General features: G+C 38.9%; 21 protein-coding genes and 1 other RNA gene. 16 read left to right on the top strand and 6 right to left on the bottom strand.

The features are described from left to right. Positions 1-2: 2 nt before the first annotated feature. From uppS to lpxA, 9 genes are read left to right on the top strand one after another with little or no spacing between them, the layout of a single operon-like run. Positions 3-755, top strand: coding sequence for a polyprenyl diphosphate synthase (gene uppS, locus GVX98_RS13485; RefSeq protein WP_058869827.1), 753 nt, complete (start codon positions 3-5; stop codon positions 753-755). A gap of 3 nt (positions 756-758) precedes the next feature. Continuing rightward, positions 759-1583: a CDP-archaeol synthase gene (locus GVX98_RS13480; protein WP_004981939.1), complete on the top strand. Its 825-nt coding sequence runs from the start codon at positions 759-761 to the stop codon at positions 1581-1583. Next, complete coding sequence (gene ispC, locus GVX98_RS13475; RefSeq protein ID WP_159128378.1) at positions 1584-2780, top strand: 1-deoxy-D-xylulose-5-phosphate reductoisomerase; 1197 nt, start codon at positions 1584-1586, stop codon at positions 2778-2780. A 2-nt stretch (positions 2781-2782) separates the two neighbouring features. After that, entirely contained in the window at positions 2783-4138 is a 1356-nt protein-coding gene (gene rseP / locus GVX98_RS13470) for an RIP metalloprotease RseP (RefSeq protein ID WP_159128377.1), read from the top strand. A gap of 45 nt (positions 4139-4183) precedes the next feature. Then, the gene (gene bamA / locus GVX98_RS13465; RefSeq protein WP_159128376.1) at positions 4184-6673 is read left to right on the top strand and encodes an outer membrane protein assembly factor BamA; all 2490 of its coding nucleotides are present in this window, start codon (positions 4184-4186) and stop codon (positions 6671-6673) included. Between the two features lie 33 nt (positions 6674-6706). Beyond that, the gene (locus tag GVX98_RS13460; protein ID WP_159128375.1) at positions 6707-7201 is read left to right on the top strand and encodes an OmpH family outer membrane protein; all 495 of its coding nucleotides are present in this window, start codon (positions 6707-6709) and stop codon (positions 7199-7201) included. A 3-nt stretch (positions 7202-7204) separates the two neighbouring features. Then, positions 7205-8272 carry a UDP-3-O-(3-hydroxymyristoyl)glucosamine N-acyltransferase gene (lpxD, locus tag GVX98_RS13455; RefSeq protein WP_159128374.1) on the top strand — a complete coding sequence of 356 codons (1068 nt, stop codon included), beginning with the start codon at positions 7205-7207 and terminating at the stop codon, positions 8270-8272. Between the two features lie 7 nt (positions 8273-8279). Beyond that, positions 8280-8765, top strand: coding sequence for a 3-hydroxyacyl-ACP dehydratase FabZ (gene fabZ, locus GVX98_RS13450; protein ID WP_010326983.1), 486 nt, complete (start codon positions 8280-8282; stop codon positions 8763-8765). Then, positions 8762-9550 carry an acyl-ACP--UDP-N-acetylglucosamine O-acyltransferase gene (gene lpxA, locus GVX98_RS13445; RefSeq protein ID WP_010326982.1) on the top strand — a complete coding sequence of 263 codons (789 nt, stop codon included), beginning with the start codon at positions 8762-8764 and terminating at the stop codon, positions 9548-9550. Before fabZ ends, lpxA begins: the two co-directional genes overlap by 4 nt. 59 nt (positions 9551-9609) lie before the next feature. Here the strand turns inward: lpxA and GVX98_RS13440 are convergent, their stop codons facing one another. Continuing rightward, positions 9610-10455, bottom strand: coding sequence for a YbgF trimerization domain-containing protein (locus GVX98_RS13440; protein WP_159128373.1), 846 nt, complete (start codon positions 10453-10455; stop codon positions 9610-9612). A 274-nt stretch (positions 10456-10729) separates the two neighbouring features. On the opposite strand from GVX98_RS13440, the gene ffs reads away from it, so the two are divergent. Next, an RNA gene (gene ffs / locus GVX98_RS13435) (signal recognition particle sRNA small type) lies at positions 10730-10826 on the top strand. A gap of 465 nt (positions 10827-11291) precedes the next feature. After that, a complete protein-coding gene (locus GVX98_RS13425; protein ID WP_228716299.1) occupies positions 11292-12086 on the top strand; it encodes a hypothetical protein in 795 nt (264 codons plus the stop codon). A 110-nt stretch (positions 12087-12196) separates the two neighbouring features. On the opposite strand, the gene GVX98_RS13420 is transcribed toward GVX98_RS13425, so the two are convergent. From GVX98_RS13420 to GVX98_RS13405, 4 genes are all read right to left on the bottom strand, one after another. Then, positions 12197-12802, bottom strand: a complete 606-nt coding sequence (locus GVX98_RS13420; RefSeq protein ID WP_159128372.1) for a regulatory protein RecX — start codon at positions 12800-12802, stop codon at positions 12197-12199. A gap of 106 nt (positions 12803-12908) precedes the next feature. After that, on the bottom strand, positions 12909-13952 hold the full coding sequence (gene recA, locus GVX98_RS13415) for a recombinase RecA (protein WP_005401034.1): 1044 nt from the start codon (positions 13950-13952) through the stop codon (positions 12909-12911). A gap of 114 nt (positions 13953-14066) precedes the next feature. Next, positions 14067-14510, bottom strand: a complete 444-nt coding sequence (locus GVX98_RS13410; protein WP_004696588.1) for an RNA-binding S4 domain-containing protein — start codon at positions 14508-14510, stop codon at positions 14067-14069. Continuing rightward, positions 14503-15177, bottom strand: a complete 675-nt coding sequence (locus GVX98_RS13405) for an HAD-IA family hydrolase (protein ID WP_159128371.1) — start codon at positions 15175-15177, stop codon at positions 14503-14505. The genes GVX98_RS13410 and GVX98_RS13405 overlap by 8 nt, the downstream gene beginning before the upstream one ends. Positions 15178-15750: 573 nt before the next feature. Between GVX98_RS13405 and GVX98_RS13400 the strand changes: the two genes are divergently transcribed. From GVX98_RS13400 to GVX98_RS13380, 5 genes are all read left to right on the top strand, one after another. After that, the gene (locus GVX98_RS13400; RefSeq protein WP_159128370.1) at positions 15751-16344 is read left to right on the top strand and encodes a LysE family translocator; all 594 of its coding nucleotides are present in this window, start codon (positions 15751-15753) and stop codon (positions 16342-16344) included. A 220-nt stretch (positions 16345-16564) separates the two neighbouring features. Continuing rightward, on the top strand, positions 16565-16810 hold the full coding sequence (locus tag GVX98_RS13395; protein WP_004696593.1) for a hypothetical protein: 246 nt from the start codon (positions 16565-16567) through the stop codon (positions 16808-16810). Between the two features lie 320 nt (positions 16811-17130). Further along, the gene (locus GVX98_RS13390; RefSeq protein WP_005401037.1) at positions 17131-17382 is read left to right on the top strand and encodes a hypothetical protein; all 252 of its coding nucleotides are present in this window, start codon (positions 17131-17133) and stop codon (positions 17380-17382) included. A 499-nt stretch (positions 17383-17881) separates the two neighbouring features. Then, the gene (locus GVX98_RS13385) at positions 17882-18736 is read left to right on the top strand and encodes a 3'(2'),5'-bisphosphate nucleotidase CysQ (protein ID WP_159128369.1); all 855 of its coding nucleotides are present in this window, start codon (positions 17882-17884) and stop codon (positions 18734-18736) included. Between the two features lie 54 nt (positions 18737-18790). Next, positions 18791-19522 (top strand): histidine phosphatase family protein, encoded by a 732-nt coding sequence (locus GVX98_RS13380; RefSeq protein ID WP_159128723.1) that lies wholly within the window; start codon positions 18791-18793, stop codon positions 19520-19522. Positions 19523-19617: 95 nt separating this feature from the next. Here the strand turns inward: GVX98_RS13380 and GVX98_RS13375 are convergent, their stop codons facing one another. Continuing rightward, positions 19618-20058 (bottom strand): hypothetical protein, encoded by a 441-nt coding sequence (locus GVX98_RS13375; protein WP_159128368.1) that lies wholly within the window; start codon positions 20056-20058, stop codon positions 19618-19620. Positions 20059-20505 lie beyond the last annotated feature (447 nt).

Genomic DNA, 20505 nt, shown 5'->3' with positions numbered 1-20505 from the left:
TAATGACCGATTCAGAAGATAAGCTTACTCTTCCAAAACATGTTGCCATCATCATGGATGGCAACAATCGTTTTGCCAAAAAAAATGCAATGCAAAAGGGCGATGGTCACCGTGAAGGAAAAAATGTCCTTGACCCGATTGTTGAGCATTGTCGAAAAAAAAATATTCAAGCATTAACCGTTTTTGCTTTTTCGAGTGAAAATTGGAAGCGCCCTCAAGCTGAAGTTGATTTGCTCATGAAATTGTTGGAAGACACGATTCATGAACAGTTGCCTCGTATGCATCAATATCAAATGTCCTTACGTTTTATTGGTGATCGTTCTAAATTATCTCCGCAATTGCGTGACTTAATGTTGCATGCCGAACAAGACACTGCTAATTTCGACAAGATGACTTTGACCATCGCAATTAGTTACGGTGGGATGTGGGATATGGCGCATGCGGCTAAGCAGATTGCACTTGCTGTTCAATCTCAAGCGTTAGATCCTGAGCAAATTGATGAACATGTTTTTGGCCAATACGTTAGTTTGAGTGATTTACCCGCTGTGGATCTATTGATTCGTACAGGCGGGGATTTTCGTTTATCGAACTTTATGTTGTGGCAAGCAGCTTATGCAGAGCTTTACTTCACTCCAACTCTTTGGCCAGAGTTCAGTGTAGAAGAGTTTGATGACGCCTTGGCTGTATTTGGTGGGCGTGAACGTCGTTTCGGGAAAACGACGGAACAAATTCTACAAGATAAAATTGAGAACTAATAAATGTTAGAGCGGATTATAACCGCATTGGTTTTGGTGGCCGTTGTACTGAGTTGTATGTTTGCAACCCAGTCACACTATCCAATGTTTGTGCTGATGATTATTGCGGCAGGGGTTGCAGGCTATGAGTGGTTTAAACTCATGCCCCGTACAACAAAAAATGTTAATAAACCTCTAGCATGGGGTTTTGGTTTACTAAGTGCTGGCCTTGCTACACTTGCCTTATACTTTAACGATATTGCGCTTCTACTTTGGGCTGCCTCTATCCTATGTTGGTTGCTCAGCCTGTATTGGGTTAAATCTTATCCAAATTATGATGCTTGGTATAATTCAACCCTTAAGGTGGTTGGAATTGTTCTGATATCTTCAGCTGTGACTGCTATTTTTGCACTCTGGAAGATGTCTCCATGGTGGCTAATGTACCTGTTTTTATTGGTTTGGGGTGCTGACAGTGGGGCATATTTTGTTGGGCGTAAACTGGGTAAGCGTAAACTTGCACCTGAAGTGAGTCCAAATAAATCGTTGGAAGGGCTTTATGGTGGTGTGATTACGGCCATGATCATCGTGGTTGCTGTTGAAATCCTCTATTTAGACTTAACGTACGCACAGCATTTATTATTTCTTATTTTATCTGTAGTCACTGTATTTAGCTCGGTACTCGGTGATTTGTTTGAATCTATGATTAAACGTCGTGCTGGAATTAAAGACTCAGGTCGTATTTTGCCGGGGCATGGTGGGGTACTGGATCGCATTGACTCGCTACTGGCTGCTGCACCTATCTTTGCTGCTGGTGTATATGTGTTAAAACTTATTGGCGTAGATTTGTAAATGTCTCAATCTGTTTGTATTTTGGGTGTGACGGGTTCAATTGGGCAGAGCACCTTAAAAATATTGCAACAACATGCTGAACGCTACTCTGTGTTTGCTGTTACGGCACATAGTCGGATGCAAGAGCTTGTTGATATTTGTCAGCAGTTTCAACCTGAAATTGCAGTTGTACCTCAAGCTAAAGTGGATGAACTGCGCCAGCTTCTAGTCGCAGCCAATTTACAAAACATTGAAATTTTGGCGGATGAGGCAGGCCTCATCGCGGTTGCTGAACATCCAGAAGTGGATGTGGTAATGGCGGCCATTGTTGGCGCTGCAGGTTTAATGCCGACGCTAGCAGCGGTAAAAGCAGGAAAGCGTGTTCTTTTGGCAAATAAAGAAGCGCTGGTGATGTCGGGTGACATCATGATGCAGGCTGCTCATGATCATCAGGCTCTTTTACTTCCTGTGGACTCTGAGCATAATGCAATCTTTCAATGCTTGCCACAGACCTACTTACAAGCTGAGCGCCACGGACAGCCGAAACTTGGAGTCTCTGGTATTCTTCTGACCGCATCTGGCGGGCCATTTCTAAAACATAGTTTAGATGAATTACATAATGTAACGCCTGCGCAGGCGTGTAAACATCCTAATTGGTCCATGGGGCAGAAAATTTCGGTTGATTCGGCGACCCTCATGAACAAAGGGTTAGAGCTAATTGAAGCTTGTCATCTTTTTTCAATCGAAGAACATTTTGTTACAGTAGTTGTGCATCCGCAGAGTATTATTCATTCCATGGTGCAATATGTGGATGGTTCAACATTGGCGCAAATGGGAAATCCTGATATGTGTACGCCGATTGCACATGCGTTGGCATGGCCTGAGCGTATTCAAACCCATGTTCCAGCTTTAGATTTATTTAAAAATCATCAGTTGGATTTTCAAGCACCTGATACGCATCGATTCCCCGCATTAAGCTTGGCACGTCAAGCGATGAAAACTGGGGGTACAGCCCCTGCGATTTTAAATGCTGCCAATGAAATTGCAGTTGCTGCATTTTTAAATCAACAGGTGGGGTTTATGGATATTCCTGCTATTGTTGAACACACTTTGAATACCATCCCACATCAAGCAGCAACACAACTTGATGTTATTTTAGAAGCCGATCGAAACGCACGTCATGTTGCTCAGCAATATGTGGTGAATATAGGAATTTAAGCATGAGCGCCTTGTTTATGATTGTTGCGGCAATTTTGCTTTTAGGCCCACTTATTGCAATACATGAGTTTGGGCACTATTTTGTTGCGCGTAAATTGGGCGTAAAAGTTTTAGTTTATTCCATTGGTTTTGGACCAACGGTTTTAAAGTGGACTTCTAAAAAGTCAGGTATTCAATATCAGCTTTCGGCATTGCCCTTGGGTGGTTATGTCAAAATGCTAGATGAGCGTGAAGGTGATGTTGCTGAAGAGGATGCGCCCAAAGCATTTAATCGTCAGTCACCTTGGAAGCGTATCGCAATTGTTGCAGCTGGCCCATTGATTAACTTGGCATTCGCCATTTTACTGTTTTGGATTTTATTTTTACCTGCACAAGAGCAGTTGAATACACGTGTGGGTAAAGTGCTACCTCATACACCTGCCGCACAAGTTCAAATGCAAGTGGGCGATAAAATTACCGCTGTTGATGGTTTAACTACACCCACTTGGGAAAAGTTGAATTTTGCCTTGGTTGATCGTGTAGGTGAAACGGGGTCAATCCAAATTCAGGCCGAACGTGCGGGACAAGTTAAGACGTTTAGTTTACCTATTCAAAACTTCTTGAAAGATCAAACACAGTCTCCGCTTGATGTTTTGGGTTTTACGCCTTATCGACCAAAAATTCCTGCGGTTGTGACTAAGTTGAGCGAAGATGGTGCAGCCATTCGTCAGGGTATGCAACAAGGTGACAAAATTGTCGCGATTGATGGCATCAAGATGAATGATTGGTTTGATGTAGTTCAAGTGGTTCAAGCCTCGCCTGAGAAATTGTTAAAAATTGATGTGCTTCGTCAAAATCAATTGGTACAACTTGAAGTGATGCCGCAAGGTAAGCGCGACAATATGGGCAAGGTTTCTGGTGTCTTAGGTGTACAAAGTGACCCTGGGAAAATCAGTATTCCTACAGAATATAAACAAACGATACAATATAATCCTGCCGAAGCCTTCATGATGGCGGTGGATAAAACTGGTCAACTGTCGAGTATGATTTTGAACTCGATTGTGAAAATGGTGCGTGGTTTGATTGGTCTAGACAACCTATCAGGACCGATCACGATTGCCAAAGTCGCAGGACAAAGTGCAGAAATGGGTTGGCAAACTTTTATCTCATTTATGGCACTGATGAGTGTAAGTTTAGGGATATTAAATTTATTGCCTATTCCTATGCTTGATGGTGGACATTTGGTCTATTATTTTATAGAACTAATACGTGGTAAACCTGTTTCTGAACAAATACAATTGGTTGGTTTAAAAATTGGTATGGTATTGCTCGGAAGTATGATGCTTTTGGCACTATTCAATGATTTTATGCGTTTGTAAAAAAGCGTAGATATGGAATTAAATTTTACATCGGAAAAAACTGGCATGCAGCACACACATTTATTTATGCCTTTGGCGCTCATCAGTGCTATGGCAACAGTACAACAAGTATATGCAGCAGAAGATTATATAGTACGTGATATTAAGGTTGATGGACTTGTTCGTTTAACGCCAGCAAATGTCTATGGAATGATTCCGTTGAATAGTGGGGATCGTGTGAGCGATGCAGCACTTGCCAATGCCATTCGTAGTTTATATGCAACAGGTTTGTTTGATGACATTAAAACAGAAAAGCAGGGTGATACGCTGGTTTTCAAAGTTGTCGAACGCCCACTAATTTCTAAAGTTGAATTTAAAGGTAATAAACTCATTCCTAAAGAGGCCTTGGAAGAAGGCTTGAAGAAGATGGGGATTACCGAAGGTGAAGTGCTGAAAAAATCAGCGCTACAAACGGTTGAATCTGAGCTTGAACAACAGTACATGCAGCAAGGTCGTTATGATGCTGATGTTAAAGTTGTGACGACGGCAAAGCCGAACAACCGTGTAGACCTTACTATTGAGTTTGTTGAAGGTAAGGCTGCAAAAGTCGTAGATATCAATATTATTGGTAATACAGTATTTAAAGAAAGCGAAATTGAACAAGCGTTTGCGGTAAAAGAGAGTGGTTGGACATCCATTATTTCACGTAACGACCGTTATGCACGTGAAAAGATGGCTGCAAGCTTAGAGTCTTTACGTGCGCTTTATTTAAACAAAGGCTATATCAACTTTAATATCAATCACTCAAGCTTAAATTTAAGTGAAGATAAAAAGAATATTTTTGTTGAAGTTTCAGTGGATGAAGGCGAACAGTTCAAATTTGGCGAAACCAAATTTTTGGGCGATGCTTTATATACCCCAGCAGAACTGAAAGCTTTGCAAATTTATAAAGATGGCGATATCTATTCACAAGAAAAAGTGAATGCTGTTAAACAGTTGCTTCTGCGTAAATACGGTAATGCAGGTTATTACTATGCAGAAGTGAACGTCGTGCCTCAGATCGATAAAGAAACTCATCTGGTGGATTTAAATTATTACGTGAATCCAGGTCAGCAAGTGACTGTGCGTCGTATTAACTTTACCGGCAACACAAAAACTGCGGATGAAGTATTACGTCGTGAAATGCGCCAAATGGAAGGTGCACTTGCAAGTAATGAGAAAATTGATTTATCTAAAGTTCGTTTAGAGCGTACAGGCTTCTTTAAAACTGTAGATATCAAGCCTGCGCGTGTTCCGAACACAGCCGATCAGGTTGATTTAAACATTAATGTTGAAGAGCAACACTCGGGTACCAGTACCTTGGCAGTTGGTTTCTCACAAAGTGGTGGTGTAACCTTCCAAGCGGGTTTAAGTCAAACCAATTTCATGGGTACAGGTAACTCTGTTGCCATTGATTTATCACGCTCAGAAACACAAGATTACTACAACCTAAGTGTGACGGATCCGTACTTTACGATTGATGGTGTACGTCGTGGTTATAACATGTACTACCGTAAAACCAAGTTGGATGAAGACTATAACGTCAACAACTATGTGACGGATAGTTTTGGTGGTGGTATCAATTTCGGTTATCCAATTGATGAAAACCAAAGCATTAGTGCAGGTTTAAACATTGACCAAACTGAAGTGACTACAGGTCCGTATGTATCGACCTATGTACGTGATTATTTATTGGCAAATGGTGGAAAGGCAACGGGTAGTAAAGGGTCATATTGTCCAGATGCGAATTGGGATGAGATAACTAGTGAGTGTTCTGCAACAGAATCATTTGATAACGAGTTTAAGGGTGATTTCTTAACGTATAACTTAAATTTGGGTTGGTCATATAACACTTTAAACCGTCCAGTGTTTCCTACATCAGGTATGTCACATCGTGTAAATGGTGAAATTGCCTTACCAGGCAGTGATGTTGAATATCAAAAACTGACTTATGATGCTCAAGCTTATTTCCCATTAGGCAAAGACTTCGTACTTCGCGGTTATGGTAAGTTGGGCTATGGTCATGACTTACCATTCTATAAAAACTTCTATGCAGGTGGTTTTGGTTCAGTCCGTGGTTATGACAACAGCACATTAGGTCCAAAGTATCCAGGTGTAACGTACAGTGAATCTGATGATGTTGATTATGACCCTGAAGAAGTCGGTGGTAATGCGTTGATTCAATTTGGTACAGAATTGGCTTTGCCTTTACCATTTAAAGGGGATTGGACACGTCAAGTCCGTCCAGTGCTGTTTGCTGAAGGTGCACAAGTTTTTGATACTCAATGTAATGTATCGAGTTCAACCATTTATGTGAATGGTGCTGATGTAGACTCTAAGCAATATTGTAAAGACAACTTCGGTTTCGATGTTGATAACATGCGTTATAGCGTGGGTGTAGGCTTTACTTGGATTACCATGATTGGTCCATTGTCTCTCAGCTATGCATACCCATTGAATGATAAAGATGGCGATGAAACAAAGAACATTCAATTTGAAATCGGTCGTACCTTCTAAGGTCGACCGTTTCTCTACATGAAAGATATAAATATGAAAAAATTTCTTACAGCTTTAACACTTACAGCATTAACTTCTACAGTGGTGAATGCTGCTGGCTATGGTGTAGTGGATCTTGAGCGTGTTGTTGAAAATAGTAGCTATTTAAAACAGCAAAATTCGAGTTTTCAACAGAAAATTCAACCGCAAAGTACGAAGCTTGATCAACTTAGTAAAGAGCTTCAAGACTTACAACAGCGTTTACAAACAGGTGATAAGCTAAGCGCTGCGGATAAGCAAAAAATGGTGACTCAGTATCAAACCAAAATGAACGAGTTCAATACTTTGCAGCAAACCATGCAAAGCAGTGTGCAAAGCTCTATTCAGCAAGTACGTACTGTATTTGATGGTCGTGTAAAGCAGGTTGCTGAACAATTGCGTAAAGAAAATCAATTAGATGTTGTTTTGAATAAAAACTCAGCACTTGCCTATGACGCTAAGTATGATTTAACTGATAAAATGATTCAAAAGGTTAACGCAATTAAGTAATCAATGAATCCTCAACAGTACCGCTTAGAAGATCTTGCTCGTTTAGTCCAAGGTGAGTGTGTAGGTCAAGCTGATTTAATCCTTAAGGGATTGGCAAGTCTAGATTCGGCAGAATCTAGACATCTTGCATTTGTAAATGGTGAAAAGTATTTAGAGCAAGCACAGCAGTCTAAAGCTGGAGCATTCATTGTTACAGCTGATCTGAAAGATCACTTGGTTGAACATCAAAACTTTATTGTTGTTGCCAATCCTTATTTAGCCTTTGCAATTTTAACTCATGCTTTTGAGGTTAAACACACTGAACAGGGCATCGAAAGCACTGCGCAGATACATCCTTCTGCAATCATCTCAGATACTGCTTATATTGGACATTATGTGGTCATTGGTGCAAATTGCGTTGTTGGCGATGACACGATTATCCATTCACATGTCAGCATACATGATGGGGTTGAAATTGGCCGCAGCGGTTTAATTGAATCACATGTAAACTTGATGTCATGCAAAATTGGTGATCGTGTCCGTATTCATGCCAATACTGTGATTGGTAGTGAAGGTTTTGGTTTTGCCCCTTATCAAGGGAAATGGCATCGAATTGCTCAATTGGGTTCGGTCATCATCGGTAATGATGTACGGATTGGTTCAAATTGTAGTATTGATCGCGGTGCATTGGATGACACAATTTTGGAAGATGGTGTCATTATTGATAACCTTGTGCAAATCGCCCATAACGCTAAAATTGGTGCCAATTCGGCTTTTGCTGCGAATACCGCAATTGCGGGTAGTACAACCATTGGCAAAAATTGCATCGTAGGTGGTGGGTCTGCAATTGCAGGGCACTTAAATATTGTTGATAATGTCACTTTAACTGGAATGTCAATGGTCACAAATAATATTTCTGTGGCTGGAACGTATTCTTCAGGAATTGGACTGTTTGAAAATCAAAAGTGGAAACGCACCGTTGTTCGTTTAAGACAATTAGCAGATGTGCCATTGACCCAATTGGTAAAAAAACTTGATCATATGCAGGCTCAAATCGAGTCCCTTGAATCAACAATTAAATTGCGTAAATAGAAATATGATGACTGAGTCGAATTCTACTAGTTTCACGAAACCTGAATTGCCAATGACGATTCAAACCATTCGTGAGTACTTACCACACCGCTATCCTTTTTTATTGGTCGATCGTGTTGTTGATGTGACTGAAAATGGAATTGTGGCTTATAAAAATGTGTCTATTAATGAAGAGTTTCTTCAAGGCCATTTCCCTAATTATCCAATTATGCCTGGTGTTTTGATTGTCGAAGCATTAGCACAAGTTTCAGGTATTCTTGGTTTCATCATGAACAATGAGAAACCAAGTGAAGGTTCTTTGTTCTTGTTCGCAGGTGCAGAGAAAGTTCGCTTTAAAAAGCAAGTCGTTGCAGGCGACCAATTGGTGTTAAAATCAGAATTGGTCATGCAGAAACGTGGTATTTACAAATATAATTGTATTGCCACTGTTGACGGTGTAGTAGCAGCATCTGCGGAAATTATGGTTTCGCATCAGAAAATAGAGCAATCATGAGCAATAACGAATTTATTCACCCAACAGCAATCATCGATGCATCTGCCGTGATTGCAGCAGATGCAAAGATTGGACCGTATTGTATTATTGGTCCAAATGTCACTATTGGTGCAGGTACGCAGTTACATTCGCATGTAGTGGTCGGTGGTTATACGCGTATTGGAGAACACAATGAAATTTTCCAATTCGCAAGCGTGGGTGAGGTCTGCCAAGATCTAAAATATGCAGGTGAAGAAACCTGGTTAGAAATTGGTGACCATAATAAAATTCGTGAGCATTGTAGTTTACACCGTGGTACAGTTCAGGATCACGGTATAACCAAGATTGGTAGCCATAATTTATTGATGGTGAATACACATATTGCGCACGACTGCGTGGTCGGTGATCATAATATTTTTGCAAACAATGTCGGCGTAGCTGGTCATGTTCATGTTGGTGACTATGTGATTGTCGGCGGTAACTCGGGTATACACCAATTCTGTAAGATTGACTCTTATAGCATGATTGGTGGTGCATCATTGATTGTAAAAGATGTCCCTGCTTATGTGATGGTTTCTGGTAATCCTGCACATGCTTTTGCGATGAATGTTGAAGGCATGCGTCGTAAGGGTTGGTCTAAAAATGTGATTCAAGGTTTACGTACTGCATTTAAACTGATCTATAAAGAAGGTTTAACGACAGAGCAGGCTTTAGAACGTATCCGTGCAGAAATTTTGCCTGAAGTTGCTGAGGTACAGCTGCTTATTGACTCCTTAGAACAGTCAGAGCGCGGCATTGTGCGTTAAGCTTTTTCCAAATATAAAAAAAGACACTTCGCGTGTCTTTTTTTATATTTATAGGAAAATTACTTTTTAAAGAAAGAGGCTTCTTCAGACTTAGGATATTGCTTAAGGAGTTTGGCTTTGTATTGATTGGCCTGATTCGTGTTTTTATCCACTTCTTTGGCAATATTGTAGAGTTGATAGACGGCTCGAGGCGCGCGCGAAGAGTTAGGATATTGGTTTGCTACAATCCCGTAGTTTTTTTTCGCTTCTGCATAGTTGGTGGGTTCAATCGCTAAATTAAATTCAGCTAACCAGAAATATGCATTGCTGATGTAAACACTGTTGGGGTTGTTTTTAATAAAATTTTGCATGGGTGCAATCGCTTTCTTCGCACCACCTTGCTTATAGGCATCCAATGCGACAGTATACGCGGCTTTTTCTAGCTCAGATGGCTCTGATGTGTTTTGAGTGCTGACCACTACAGGTGCTTTGTTTACTGCGGCCGCGGTTGTGCTATTGCTGGCGTTGGTGATTGTAGTGTTACTGGGAGGAGTATCCTGTTGGTTATCCTCCGTTGTATTGTTCGCTTCAGGGTCTACTTTTTGCTGAAGCAACTCTAAGCGTTGATCTAGGTCAGCGTAACGGTTTTCCAACTCATGTTTGAGTTGAGTGATCTCATTGTCTTGTTCTTCAAGTTTGCCGCGTAAGCTACGCAAATCACTTTCTAATTGTTGATTTTTTTGCATGATTTGCCAATTAATATTGGTCGCTGTTGTGCTGGCGCCCGTGTCTACTGCGATGCTGGTTGGATTTACACTATTGTTCGTTGCTTGACTTAAGCTGCGAGATTCAATTGGAATATTGGCGAAAACAGGCGTTGTGCAAAGTAGGGTGAGGGCACATAGGCTATGCTTCTTTAGCATCATAAAATATCCGTGTTATAAGGCTTTGATGGGGAACACATCAAACGAAATTCATTTACCCCATTAAAAACGGCAACGTTATGAATTGCAATAAGCTTTTACATTGTTGTCGTATATTTAGGTAAGTGAATGTAGCCTAGTCGTTACCAATAATTGAGCGATTTTTCTTAAGGTTGTTTTATAAATAGTCAATTGAATGAAATGCTTATTGAAAAGTCGTTTATAGGCTTGCAACTTAGGGAAAAATCTCTATACTCTGTTCTTGCAATGGTAGCCCTGCCGGTTACTTCGCAATTGTATTCTACGAACCCCGCCAGGACCGGAAGGTAGCAACGGTAGTGGAAATATGATGTGCCGAAGGTTTGCTGGTAGGGTTGCCACCATATTTATAAATATATAAGAATAAAAATGAAAGTTTACTATGGCATTGATGCAGGTCTAGTCGTAAGTATTAAATCCTCTGAAAAAGTGAAAAGTATTCTGATTTTTCTTCTATTTTTTGCAATTACCATTATTTTTATCTATTTCTCAATTCTATATTTTATTTCAAATGGTTTTTTAAATTATATTGCCATAGGTGTTGTTATATCTTGCCTATATGTATTATTTTGCATTTTTTACTTATTGCTTGAAAGTATTAATACTGAAATCATTTTTAATGAAGATCATCTTCTCTATCGTAAAGTTTTTGCAGTCAAAAAGTTATTTATAGTGAAATAAAAGGCTACCAAATCTTACATTTTAAAAAAAGAAGTCGTTTATTATTGGTCGATCAGCATCATCAAGTGGTTCATATTAGTTCAGATTTTGAATCATATACAAGAATTTGTAATATGTTCATGGCGCATTTTGAAGATATTGAGGTTGTTAATAAACGAGAGCAAGAACAAAATTTTATACAAGAACATACAAAAAATATTTCCAGTGAACAGCAACAAAAATATTTAAAATATGCATTAAAATTTAGAAAAATTTTAGATGTATTGACGGTTATTATTTTCTTTTTAGCCCCTATATTTGATTGGTCAGATCTTTTATTTCATGGTATGGCTTTGGTTTATCTATACCTTAGTTATCCAAAGCATCATAATTTTTATATTATTTATATGCAAAAGGCTAAAATCTCTACAGAAGTGCTGTCTTTTCTGATTATGCTTGTATGCAATTATTTATTTCTTAGGGGTATTATCCAGCATTACGATTTAGCTTTTTTATTTTATTCATTGATATGCATGAGCTTTCTATTATCTTCTCTATATATTGTATTTAAAAAGAAGTTTGCTCAGAAAATGAAGCGGCAAATGATCATGGTGATCGCACTTGCTATACCTGTTGTTGGTATTTATTCTGCGAGTTTGGTGCGTATTGTGAATAGCATAAATGATAATAGTATTTTAAGTTCTCAAGATGTGCAGGTCGTAAATAAGGAGAAGAGCGAGGGTGTTTGGAGAGTAGGCGCGCGTCGTCATTCGCTTTCGCATTATTATTTAGATGTGCAGATGCCTAATGACAGGAACCAGAGGGTCGAGGTCAGATCGGGTGCGTACAATCATGCCAATATTGATGGCACCTATACCATGATCTTGCATCAAGGGAATTTAGGCATCACTTGGTCAGCTTATGAGCTGCAGTAAATCAGATTTTTAGCATTTAAGGTTTAATAGATGATAAGTCTGTTTACGTTTTCTTGATATAGCTAGATGATAGATCAATCATGTGTAGGGTAGTGCAGGTAAATAGCCGTTTAATCTTTAATTTTTCTCGAAATCGCTTTCATAATCGCATCCATTTCAAAGCCACGATACATCAAAAAACGGATTTGTTTGGCTTTTAGTTTTGGATCTGTTGCGACCTCAGTTCCATACTTTTTAATTTTGAGTTGATAGGCTTGTTCGACCCAATCCGTTTCTTTCAGTTCTTCTAAAATTAACCCAGTGTCGATCTTTTTAGTTTTGAGCGCCATTTTAATGCGATTAGGGCCTTTGCCTTTACGCTTTTGGCTCGATAAAGTGATCTCAGCCACGCGTTGATCACTCTGATAGTTTTGTGCTGAAAGTTCTTCAACCAGTGTAATCACTTCTTCACGGTGCATCGCCCATGTAGCCAGTTTTTCAATCAATTCTGCTTTTGAATATTCCTTACGTGTTAATACAGCAAAGGCATAAGAACGTAGACGAGAACCTGTTAAACCTGTGGGTTTGGGTTGATTCTCTTCATCAAGATCTAAAGCATCATCAGTTTCTTGTGTTACTTGCGTGTGGCCGTATTGAGTAGCAGGGGATTCTTCCTCACCAAATTGTTGTTTGAGAGCATCATAGTCAAGGAGTTTGGGGAATTTTGAATTAGGCATAATCGGCTATGAAATAGATCTGAATAAACAAAACGCCCCGTAGGGCGTTTCTTAGTGTAAGCCTAAATGTCGTGTAATAACATTTAATCTTTTTCGATACTTTTAATTAAGCATCTAAAAAGTCTGGCTCTTCTTCATTCTCTTCTACAGGCGCAGCGTTTGCGGTCGTCAGTAGTTTTTCTCGAATGATTTTCTCAATGGTTTCAGCCAACTGAGGGTTTTCTTCAAGGTGGCGGATCACATTGTTTTTACCTTGACCGATTTTGTCGCCTTGGTATGAATACCAAGCACCTGCTTTTTGTACGATTTCTTGTTGAACAGCTAAGTCTACAAGTTCGCCCAAGTGGTTGACACCTTTACCATATAGGATTTGGAAGAGCGCTTCGCGGAATGGAGGTGCCATTTTGTTTTTGACAACTTTCACTTTGGTTTCAGAACCAACGATTTCATCGCCTTCTTTGACCTGACCTACGCGACGAATGTCTAAACGCACAGACGCATAGAATTTCAACGCATTACCACCAGTCGTGGTTTCAGGGCTACCAAACATTACACCAATTTTCATACGAATTTGGTTAATGAAAATCACCATACAGTTTGAACGTTTTGCATTACCTGTAATTTTACGTAATGCTTGGCTCATTAAACGTGCTTGGAGGCCCATGTGCGAGTCGCCCATTTCACCTTCAATTTCCGCACGTGGTGTCAATGCTGCAACAGAGTCGACAACGATGAGGTCAATGGCACCAGAGCGAACCAGCATGTCTGCAATTTCAAGTGCTTGCTCACCATGGTCAGGCTGAGAAACCAGTAGATTGTCAATATCTACGCCAAGTTTACGCGCATACTGTGGGTCTAAAGCGTGTTCTGCATCGATAAATGCACATGTACCACCTGCTTTTTGACATTCGGCAATCGCTTGTAAAGTCATGGTTGTTTTACCTGAAGATTCAGGACCATAAATCTCAACGATACGACCCTTCGGTAAGCCGCCTATGCCTAGAGCAATATCAAGTGTCAAAGAACCCGTTGATACCGCTTCAACAGCTTGTACGGTGTTATCGCCAAGACGCATTACTGTGTTTTTACCAAACTGCTTTTCAATTTGGCTTAGCGCAGCATTGAGCGCCTTGCTTTTATTATCATCCATCTTACAACCTCAAAACGATGTCACGGATATTTACTGAATATGCTCAGTATAGTGACAGATTTAGTCTGTATCTTCTATAAAAGTCAGATCGTGTGCGACACAATATGACGCATGTCATTCATCATCATTATAAGACCAATATTGGTCAAATTGTTGATCATTTTCTTGTCTAAACTTACTGATATCTCGTCGGTCTTTTTTACTCGGACGATGATCAGGTCGAGCTAGATTATGCAACTTTCTTTGGCTTGCAATCAATTCCCGTCGTGTAATACTGACTTCAGTTTCTTCATATAATTTTTGGGCAACAGGAGCAGGGCCACGCACGTCAGAAAGTTCTTTGATCACCACGGTTTTCTTGTCAATGCCTTGTTGTATGGTGAGTTCCATTCCAACTCGAACTTCTCTCGACACTTTGACACGTTCGCCATTGTGGTGAACTTTACCTCCCTCAATTGCATTTTTGGCGATGGAACGTGTTTTAAAAAAACGTGCTGCCCATAACCATTTGTCAATGCGCATGCCTACAGCATCTTCCGCTAAAGTGGATTTACGCATATTTGGCCGTGACCTCAGCTTGCTCTAAATAAGGAATTAAATCGGTGAGCTGATTTAAGATCGGATAAGGGCTGGATGTCTTGCTTTGACATAGTGATGAGGGTTGAGCAATGGTAAATAGGTTTTGAATACCATAACTTTCAGCACCCTTTAGTACTTTTTCAGTGTCATCGATAAAGTAACACTGTGTGGCTGCAAAAGGATGGCGTTCATGGAGACGTTGCCAGAACTCAGTAAATTCCTTGGCGTGGCCGAGAGTTTCACTGCTAATAATGACATCAAAATATGAGGCCAGTTTCGTGTATTCGAGTTTAAACTTAAGTCCTTCGCAGTCTGCATTAGTGGCAAGCCAACAAGGGTAGCCGTTGTTTTTTAAATAGTCGAGAAGTTCGAGGCAGCCTTCGCGCAGGCCAACTTTATGCTTAAATTCCTGCTGCAAAGCGAGCGTATCTACGCCGACTTTGGCTGTCCAAAAGCGCGTAGAATACCAATTGAGTGTGTGATTATGGGTTTGATAAAACTCAAACAGGGCCTGAGTACTTTGTTCTAAAGAGCACTGGTGTTGTTCAGCATAACGGATAGGAAGCTGATGATTCCAAATAAAATCATCATAGGCAAGATCCAGTAATGTACCGTCCATATCAAAAATGATAATTGGCTTTTCCACTCAAAAAATCTCCAATGTTTCAAAGTTCGGCAATGGCTATAGAAAACAGTTAGCAACCGACCTAGCAGTTTTGCTTCATGCAAATATGGCGTAATTATAGCGTATAGCTGTATAAGATTACGGACTTGCATACCCCATTGTCAAAAATTGAAGAATATGGGATCTCAATTTTTTAAGTAAGAGCATATAAGATGTGTTAACTGCACCTTGATCCACAACAATATTGAAATTTCAGCATAAGGAATGATTCACCTTATGGAGAAGGAGGAGTTTTTGTAAACATTCGATGAGAACGCTTAGAGTTATTATTTGAATGTAAGGGCTGTAGAGCATAAGTTTTTTGAATTTGTATAAAAATGATACTAAATTATGATTTGGCAGTGAATTTTTTCTGATGTCCAGATGATCTTTAGCAAGTTGAGTTTATTGCTTAATGCCAGATGAAGGAACTATTAAGAATTTGTTTTATAAGGTGTTCGTTTTTGTATTAAATTTTTTCTTACATTTAAAAGATCGACAAATAAAACGAAATATTGAAGTATTTGGCCAACTTTATAAGGAAAAGGATAGTGAATGTTTTCATGGCTTTTTATAAGTTTGGTCATTACCATCCTTTTAACACCCGGACCAACAAATACCCTTTTAGCCTCATCAGGCATTGAAACAGGTGTTAAAAAATCCCTGAAATTGATTCCAGCAGAAGTGGTAGGTTATTTTATTGCCATTAGTGCATGGGGAGTTTTAATTGACTCGATTGCTGAATCTCTGCCTATTCTGCCACCCATCTTGAAGCTTTTTAGTGCGGTTTATATTATTTACTTGGCCTTTAAATTATGGAAAACTTCTACTGTTGCGGCTGATCTAAATCAGCCATCGATTACAGCGAAGGCGCTTTTTTGTGCGACCATGTTAAATCCTAAAGCACTATTATTTGCTTCAGCCGTTTTCCCAGCTGTAGCATGGTCAAATTTGCAAGCCTATACGGTGCATATGGGGCTATTTTTATGTTTAATTGCACCGATTGCATTGTTTTGGGTTTTTATTGGCTCTGTCTTGGTGGCCAATAAAATTTCATGGTTGAATCAAAAAAATTTACAACGGACTGCATCATTGGTTTTGGTCAGCTTTTCAGTACCACTTAGCTATTCGGCTCTCATGTCTATCTAATCTGTTTCATCAAATGTTCATTTCACATCGATAACATAAAAACCACCTGAGGGTGGTTTTTATGTTTGTAGCTAAATTTAAATCACTTCAGCATACAAATGCGATAAAAGTAAGTTTTCTGACAAAAATGAAAATAAACAATAAAGTGGTTTTGCTGGTTATTTACACCAGAATCGGTTAAAAAAGATGTGGCAAACGACAATAAAATAGAGAGGAATGGATGAGTGAATTAAATTTAGATTTTTTAGATGAAACCTTAGATAAATATGAAGCAAAAGGTAAGAAAAAGGCCATTAAAAAAATCCGTATTGGTTATATGCTCTATGCAAAGTTTATGTCGAATAAAAAATTTGCAGAAAATGTAATGAGTTCATCTTTAGATCCAAATAAGCGGACTTATCGTAATACCAAGATTAAAATTACGCATGATGAATATGAGTTAACCTTTTTACGTAATGATGATTAAGGATTGAATTGTGTTAAAAAGCCTTAAGATTTCATTTATTTGAAATATTTGGGCTGTAGAGTGTGCTGCATAAAGAAATGAAAATATAATGATTAGATGATGTTTGTGCAGTTAAGCCTGTTTATTTGGAGAGAGGTAAACAGTTTTTTTATTATAATAACTTTCTGGTCTGAGTGATTGCAGGCAAAAAGCCCGATTTGTTTTCATGCTGATCGGGCTTTTATTTTTCTATTGAAATGAAAATAGTGAGAAAGATGATTTCTGACATCTTTTGATCATATTGTTCATGGATAATCTTTTTTATTTTGAGTTGCTTCGATATGTCAATTGTTACTGCAAATGAACTAGATGATATTCTAAAAGAATTAATTTCCAAAAATAAAAAGCCTGAAAAAATTTTGATTGGTTATAAAGCATATAGCGAGCTTATGAATGATCGAAAATTTTTGCATGAAGTCGCTAGTTCGGCTATGGACCCGAATAAAAGAAAGTATCAAAAGATTAAGATCAAAGTGACGCAGGATGAGTATCAATTAGAAGTGAAGTGCTCAGATAAAAATGAGTCGCTGTAAAGTAATTTAAAAAAACTGGAGAAAGAGTGCATTTTTAATTGATGTATTTAAAATACAGGTTTATACTATACTCCAAATTAAAGCGCTGTAGCTTTTCTTGTTTTATATCCCACGCTCCCATGCGTGGGATTTTTTTGCGCTATGATTTTTCATAAAGAAACCACTTGGATGTACAAAGCTGAAAAGAAATTAAGAATGAGTACAAATTAGAAAAAGTCAGTTTTTGACTTTCTCTAGCATCAATATTCAATGTGTGAGTGAGTAAAGGTAAAGTCAGGTTAATTGGACTATTCAACCCAAAGTCAAAAGAAGAATTGGAATCGAATGACATCTCCTGAGTGTCTTAGGCGTATAATGTTTTTAAGGCAGTGTTTTGAAAAGTATTCGTGTGCGCTCACTCTAAGGTGACAGTATAACGTTGAATATGAAGCGATCAGCATGCTGCTATTTCACAGATGAATTTCTCTATCTATAACTTGATGAATAAAAAGGCGATCTCATGTTTAAGCCCACAACTGCACCTCAAGATGTACTGATATTGCAACTTGTACCGATTGTGACTCAGGCATGTGAGATTTTACGAGCAGAGTATCAAGCCTATGTTGCAGGTGGTGATTTTACAGTTGAGCGAAAATCTGATCATTCACCCGTCACGCAAGCGGACTATCGTGTCAATCAATTTATTACCGATGCTTTAAACAATACCTTCCCTCATTTGCCTGTTCTTTCTGAAGAAGGGCAGCATGCGCATAGACAGCAGTGGCAGTCTTTTTGGATGCTTGATCCTTTAGATGGTACCAAAGAATTTTTGCATCAACGTCCAGAATTTACCATCAATCTCAGTCTTATTGAAGGTGCGCATACAACTTTTGCTGTGCTGGCTATTCCTTGTGAACAGCAAATTTACTTCTGTCCACTAGACGGTCAGCCTTTAAAATACAATATTGAAAAAGACGTATGGTATGTATATGTTCCAGTTGAAAACCACAGTGCTGTTCAAGTCGGCTTAAGTCAAAGTAGTCAGAGTAAGCCGCAGTACCAAGTGTATTTAGAGCAGTTGGAAAAACTTACGCCTATTCAAGAGTATCGCGCTGGGAGCGCATATAAGTTTTGTATGGTGTTGGAAGATCGAGTCGATATTTACCCGCGCTTTCACCCAACGAGTGAGTGGGATACCAGTGCTGGACAGTGTTTATTGGAGCGGATAGGTGGTGGTTTGGTTGATTTTCAGGGACGACCATTTGTATATAATCAAAGATTGAGTTTATTGAATGGCGGTTTTATTGCATATCGAAATAACGATATGAAAAAACTGGCATTACAAGCACTTGAACTAATGCCTTCGTCGGCTTGAGCTAAAAACTGAGCGTGCTATAGTGTTTTTTGAATTATTGAGTTGCTAGTGATTATGGCCTTAGAGTTACTCCCGCCTAGTATGTTGAAGGCAATCGATTTATTGCCAGATGCAAAAACGCCAGTGACGTTGTTTACACGTCATTCCATTCGTGAAGTTGTTACGGGTCAGGGGCTTGCAGGCTATGATTTACAGTTGACGCATCAAGGGCGCGATTTGGCGGAGGCGTGGGGTTCCTATCTGATCGATAATACGGATCGAGTGATACAACACTGTATTTCTAGCCCAATTCAACGTTGTATTGATACCGCTGCGCTAATGATTCAAGGAGCTGATGGACAAACCCTTGAGCCAAATACCCACCGTATTGAAATTATCGAACAAGGTTTATTGGTTGAGCCAGGCAGTTTTGTTTTGGATATTAAGCAAGCCGGCCCTTATTTTCAGCGTCAAGGCGCTCTAGGATTTATTAATAGCTTTGTTAATAATGCTTTACCCGGTATGAAGCATCCTATTCATGGCGTGGTAGATGTATTGGAACTCATATATAACACGCATCCGAACAATCCTTATGGTTTGAGCCTTGCGGTCAGTCATGACACGATTTTAGCTGCAATTTTGGCGGTTATTTCAGGGCGCACGATTGTGACCAAAGAAGACTGGCCGAAAATGATGGAAGGTCTTTTCGTATGGTTTGAGGGAGATGTGTTTTTAGAATCCAAATTGAAGTGGATTTGGCGCGGGGAAATTAATGAACTGAATATTCATGAGTTTCAAAATCTGTAAGTGCTTTTTTTATTAATAAAAAAATCAGCTATAAATCTCGTTCATTCATTTAGGCGATCATTCGTCAACTTTATTAAATGCTATACCGCATCAGTTTAAATTTTTGCTTTGAGTCGATTAGGAAAGTCGAGCAAGTCGATACTCAGGCCTTCATCATTTAAAGGCCATAATGAGGTATTCACCGTTACGCTGTGCTGATGAATGCGATTGTATTTATCTGCAGCAATTAACGTGGCAATCTCATGATTCGAAAGAGTATAAGCGTTGACAACATCGGCTGGATATTGAGTACGGTCATAAAACTCAGCTTCTGTTTCCCCTTGGTGTAGTGCAAAAATACGTTCAATTGCAGGTAAATAGACACCATAGCCTAACCATGCGTCAACTCCTTGAGAGGCTTGAATTTCTGCGGTTCCGCGCATATTTGAGATGACTTTGGCAAGTATGTCTTTTTCACCTTTGGCATAAAAATACTCAATATATTGTTGTTCTGTCGGTTGGAATTTTTCAAGTGTTGGAAGAAATTTATTAATCATGTTATTCCCCAGTAGAACATTCTATATGGTTTCGTTATAGGAAAATAGAATACCATAATTTATTTATGGGATTTTAATTTTAATCATTTGGCATCTAAAAATTAAAATAAGTTCATGCTTACAAAGAAAATTAATTGAAATATCTATTTTTTAAAAAATTGACTGACAAATATTGGCACTATATTGGTGCAAATTTAACTGTATAACTCATCATTATTTTTCATAAATTCAAGCCCTGTCACAGAACTTTTACTTTTCGGACTTTAGTTTTAAGGTTTATAAAAAATATGTTCTGAAGTGACAAATTATGTAAATTGAATGTGAATAGAAAATAGTGTTAAATAATTAAGCTTTTGATTTATATAAATTATTAATGATTTTGAATTTTATTTGTGACTATTTTGGGGAAAGATGTGAAAAGTGTGAATGAGTTCTTGTATTGCAAGC

This window comes from Acinetobacter sp. 8I-beige (assembly GCF_902505955.1).
Classification (GTDB): domain Bacteria; phylum Pseudomonadota; class Gammaproteobacteria; order Pseudomonadales; family Moraxellaceae; genus Acinetobacter; species Acinetobacter johnsonii.
Note: the sequence above shows the minus strand (reverse complement) of the source record. Positions and strands in the feature narration are given on the sequence as shown.

Excerpts from the sequence above, each read along its gene's own strand:
- GVX98_RS13390 (WP_005401037.1), top strand. The coding sequence starts at position 17,131 with ATGTCAATTGTTACTGCAAATGAACTAGATGATATTCTAAAAGAATTA.
- lpxD (WP_159128374.1), top strand. The coding sequence starts at position 7,205 with ATGAATCCTCAACAGTACCGCTTAGAAGATCTTGCTCGTTTAGTCCAA.
- uppS (WP_058869827.1), top strand. The coding sequence starts at position 3 with ATGACCGATTCAGAAGATAAGCTTACTCTTCCAAAACATGTTGCCATC.
- GVX98_RS13400 (WP_159128370.1), top strand. The coding sequence starts at position 15,751 with ATGTTTTCATGGCTTTTTATAAGTTTGGTCATTACCATCCTTTTAACA.
- GVX98_RS13410 (WP_004696588.1), bottom strand. The coding sequence starts at position 14,510 with ATGCGTAAATCCACTTTAGCGGAAGATGCTGTAGGCATGCGCATTGAC.
- lpxA (WP_010326982.1), top strand. The coding sequence starts at position 8,762 with ATGAGCAATAACGAATTTATTCACCCAACAGCAATCATCGATGCATCT.
- fabZ (WP_010326983.1), top strand. The coding sequence starts at position 8,280 with ATGACTGAGTCGAATTCTACTAGTTTCACGAAACCTGAATTGCCAATG.
- GVX98_RS13395 (WP_004696593.1), top strand. The coding sequence starts at position 16,565 with ATGAGTGAATTAAATTTAGATTTTTTAGATGAAACCTTAGATAAATAT.
- rseP (WP_159128377.1), top strand. The coding sequence starts at position 2,783 with ATGAGCGCCTTGTTTATGATTGTTGCGGCAATTTTGCTTTTAGGCCCA.
- ispC (WP_159128378.1), top strand. The coding sequence starts at position 1,584 with ATGTCTCAATCTGTTTGTATTTTGGGTGTGACGGGTTCAATTGGGCAG.
- GVX98_RS13375 (WP_159128368.1), bottom strand. The coding sequence starts at position 20,058 with ATGATTAATAAATTTCTTCCAACACTTGAAAAATTCCAACCGACAGAA.
- bamA (WP_159128376.1), top strand. The coding sequence starts at position 4,184 with ATGCAGCACACACATTTATTTATGCCTTTGGCGCTCATCAGTGCTATG.
- GVX98_RS13385 (WP_159128369.1), top strand. The coding sequence starts at position 17,882 with ATGTTTAAGCCCACAACTGCACCTCAAGATGTACTGATATTGCAACTT.
- recA (WP_005401034.1), bottom strand. The coding sequence starts at position 13,952 with ATGGATGATAATAAAAGCAAGGCGCTCAATGCTGCGCTAAGCCAAATT.
- GVX98_RS13440 (WP_159128373.1), bottom strand. The coding sequence starts at position 10,455 with ATGATGCTAAAGAAGCATAGCCTATGTGCCCTCACCCTACTTTGCACA.
- GVX98_RS13380 (WP_159128723.1), top strand. The coding sequence starts at position 18,791 with ATGGCCTTAGAGTTACTCCCGCCTAGTATGTTGAAGGCAATCGATTTA.
- GVX98_RS13480 (WP_004981939.1), top strand. The coding sequence starts at position 759 with ATGTTAGAGCGGATTATAACCGCATTGGTTTTGGTGGCCGTTGTACTG.
- GVX98_RS13425 (WP_228716299.1), top strand. The coding sequence starts at position 11,292 with ATGGCGCATTTTGAAGATATTGAGGTTGTTAATAAACGAGAGCAAGAA.
- GVX98_RS13460 (WP_159128375.1), top strand. The coding sequence starts at position 6,707 with ATGAAAAAATTTCTTACAGCTTTAACACTTACAGCATTAACTTCTACA.
- GVX98_RS13420 (WP_159128372.1), bottom strand. The coding sequence starts at position 12,802 with ATGCCTAATTCAAAATTCCCCAAACTCCTTGACTATGATGCTCTCAAA.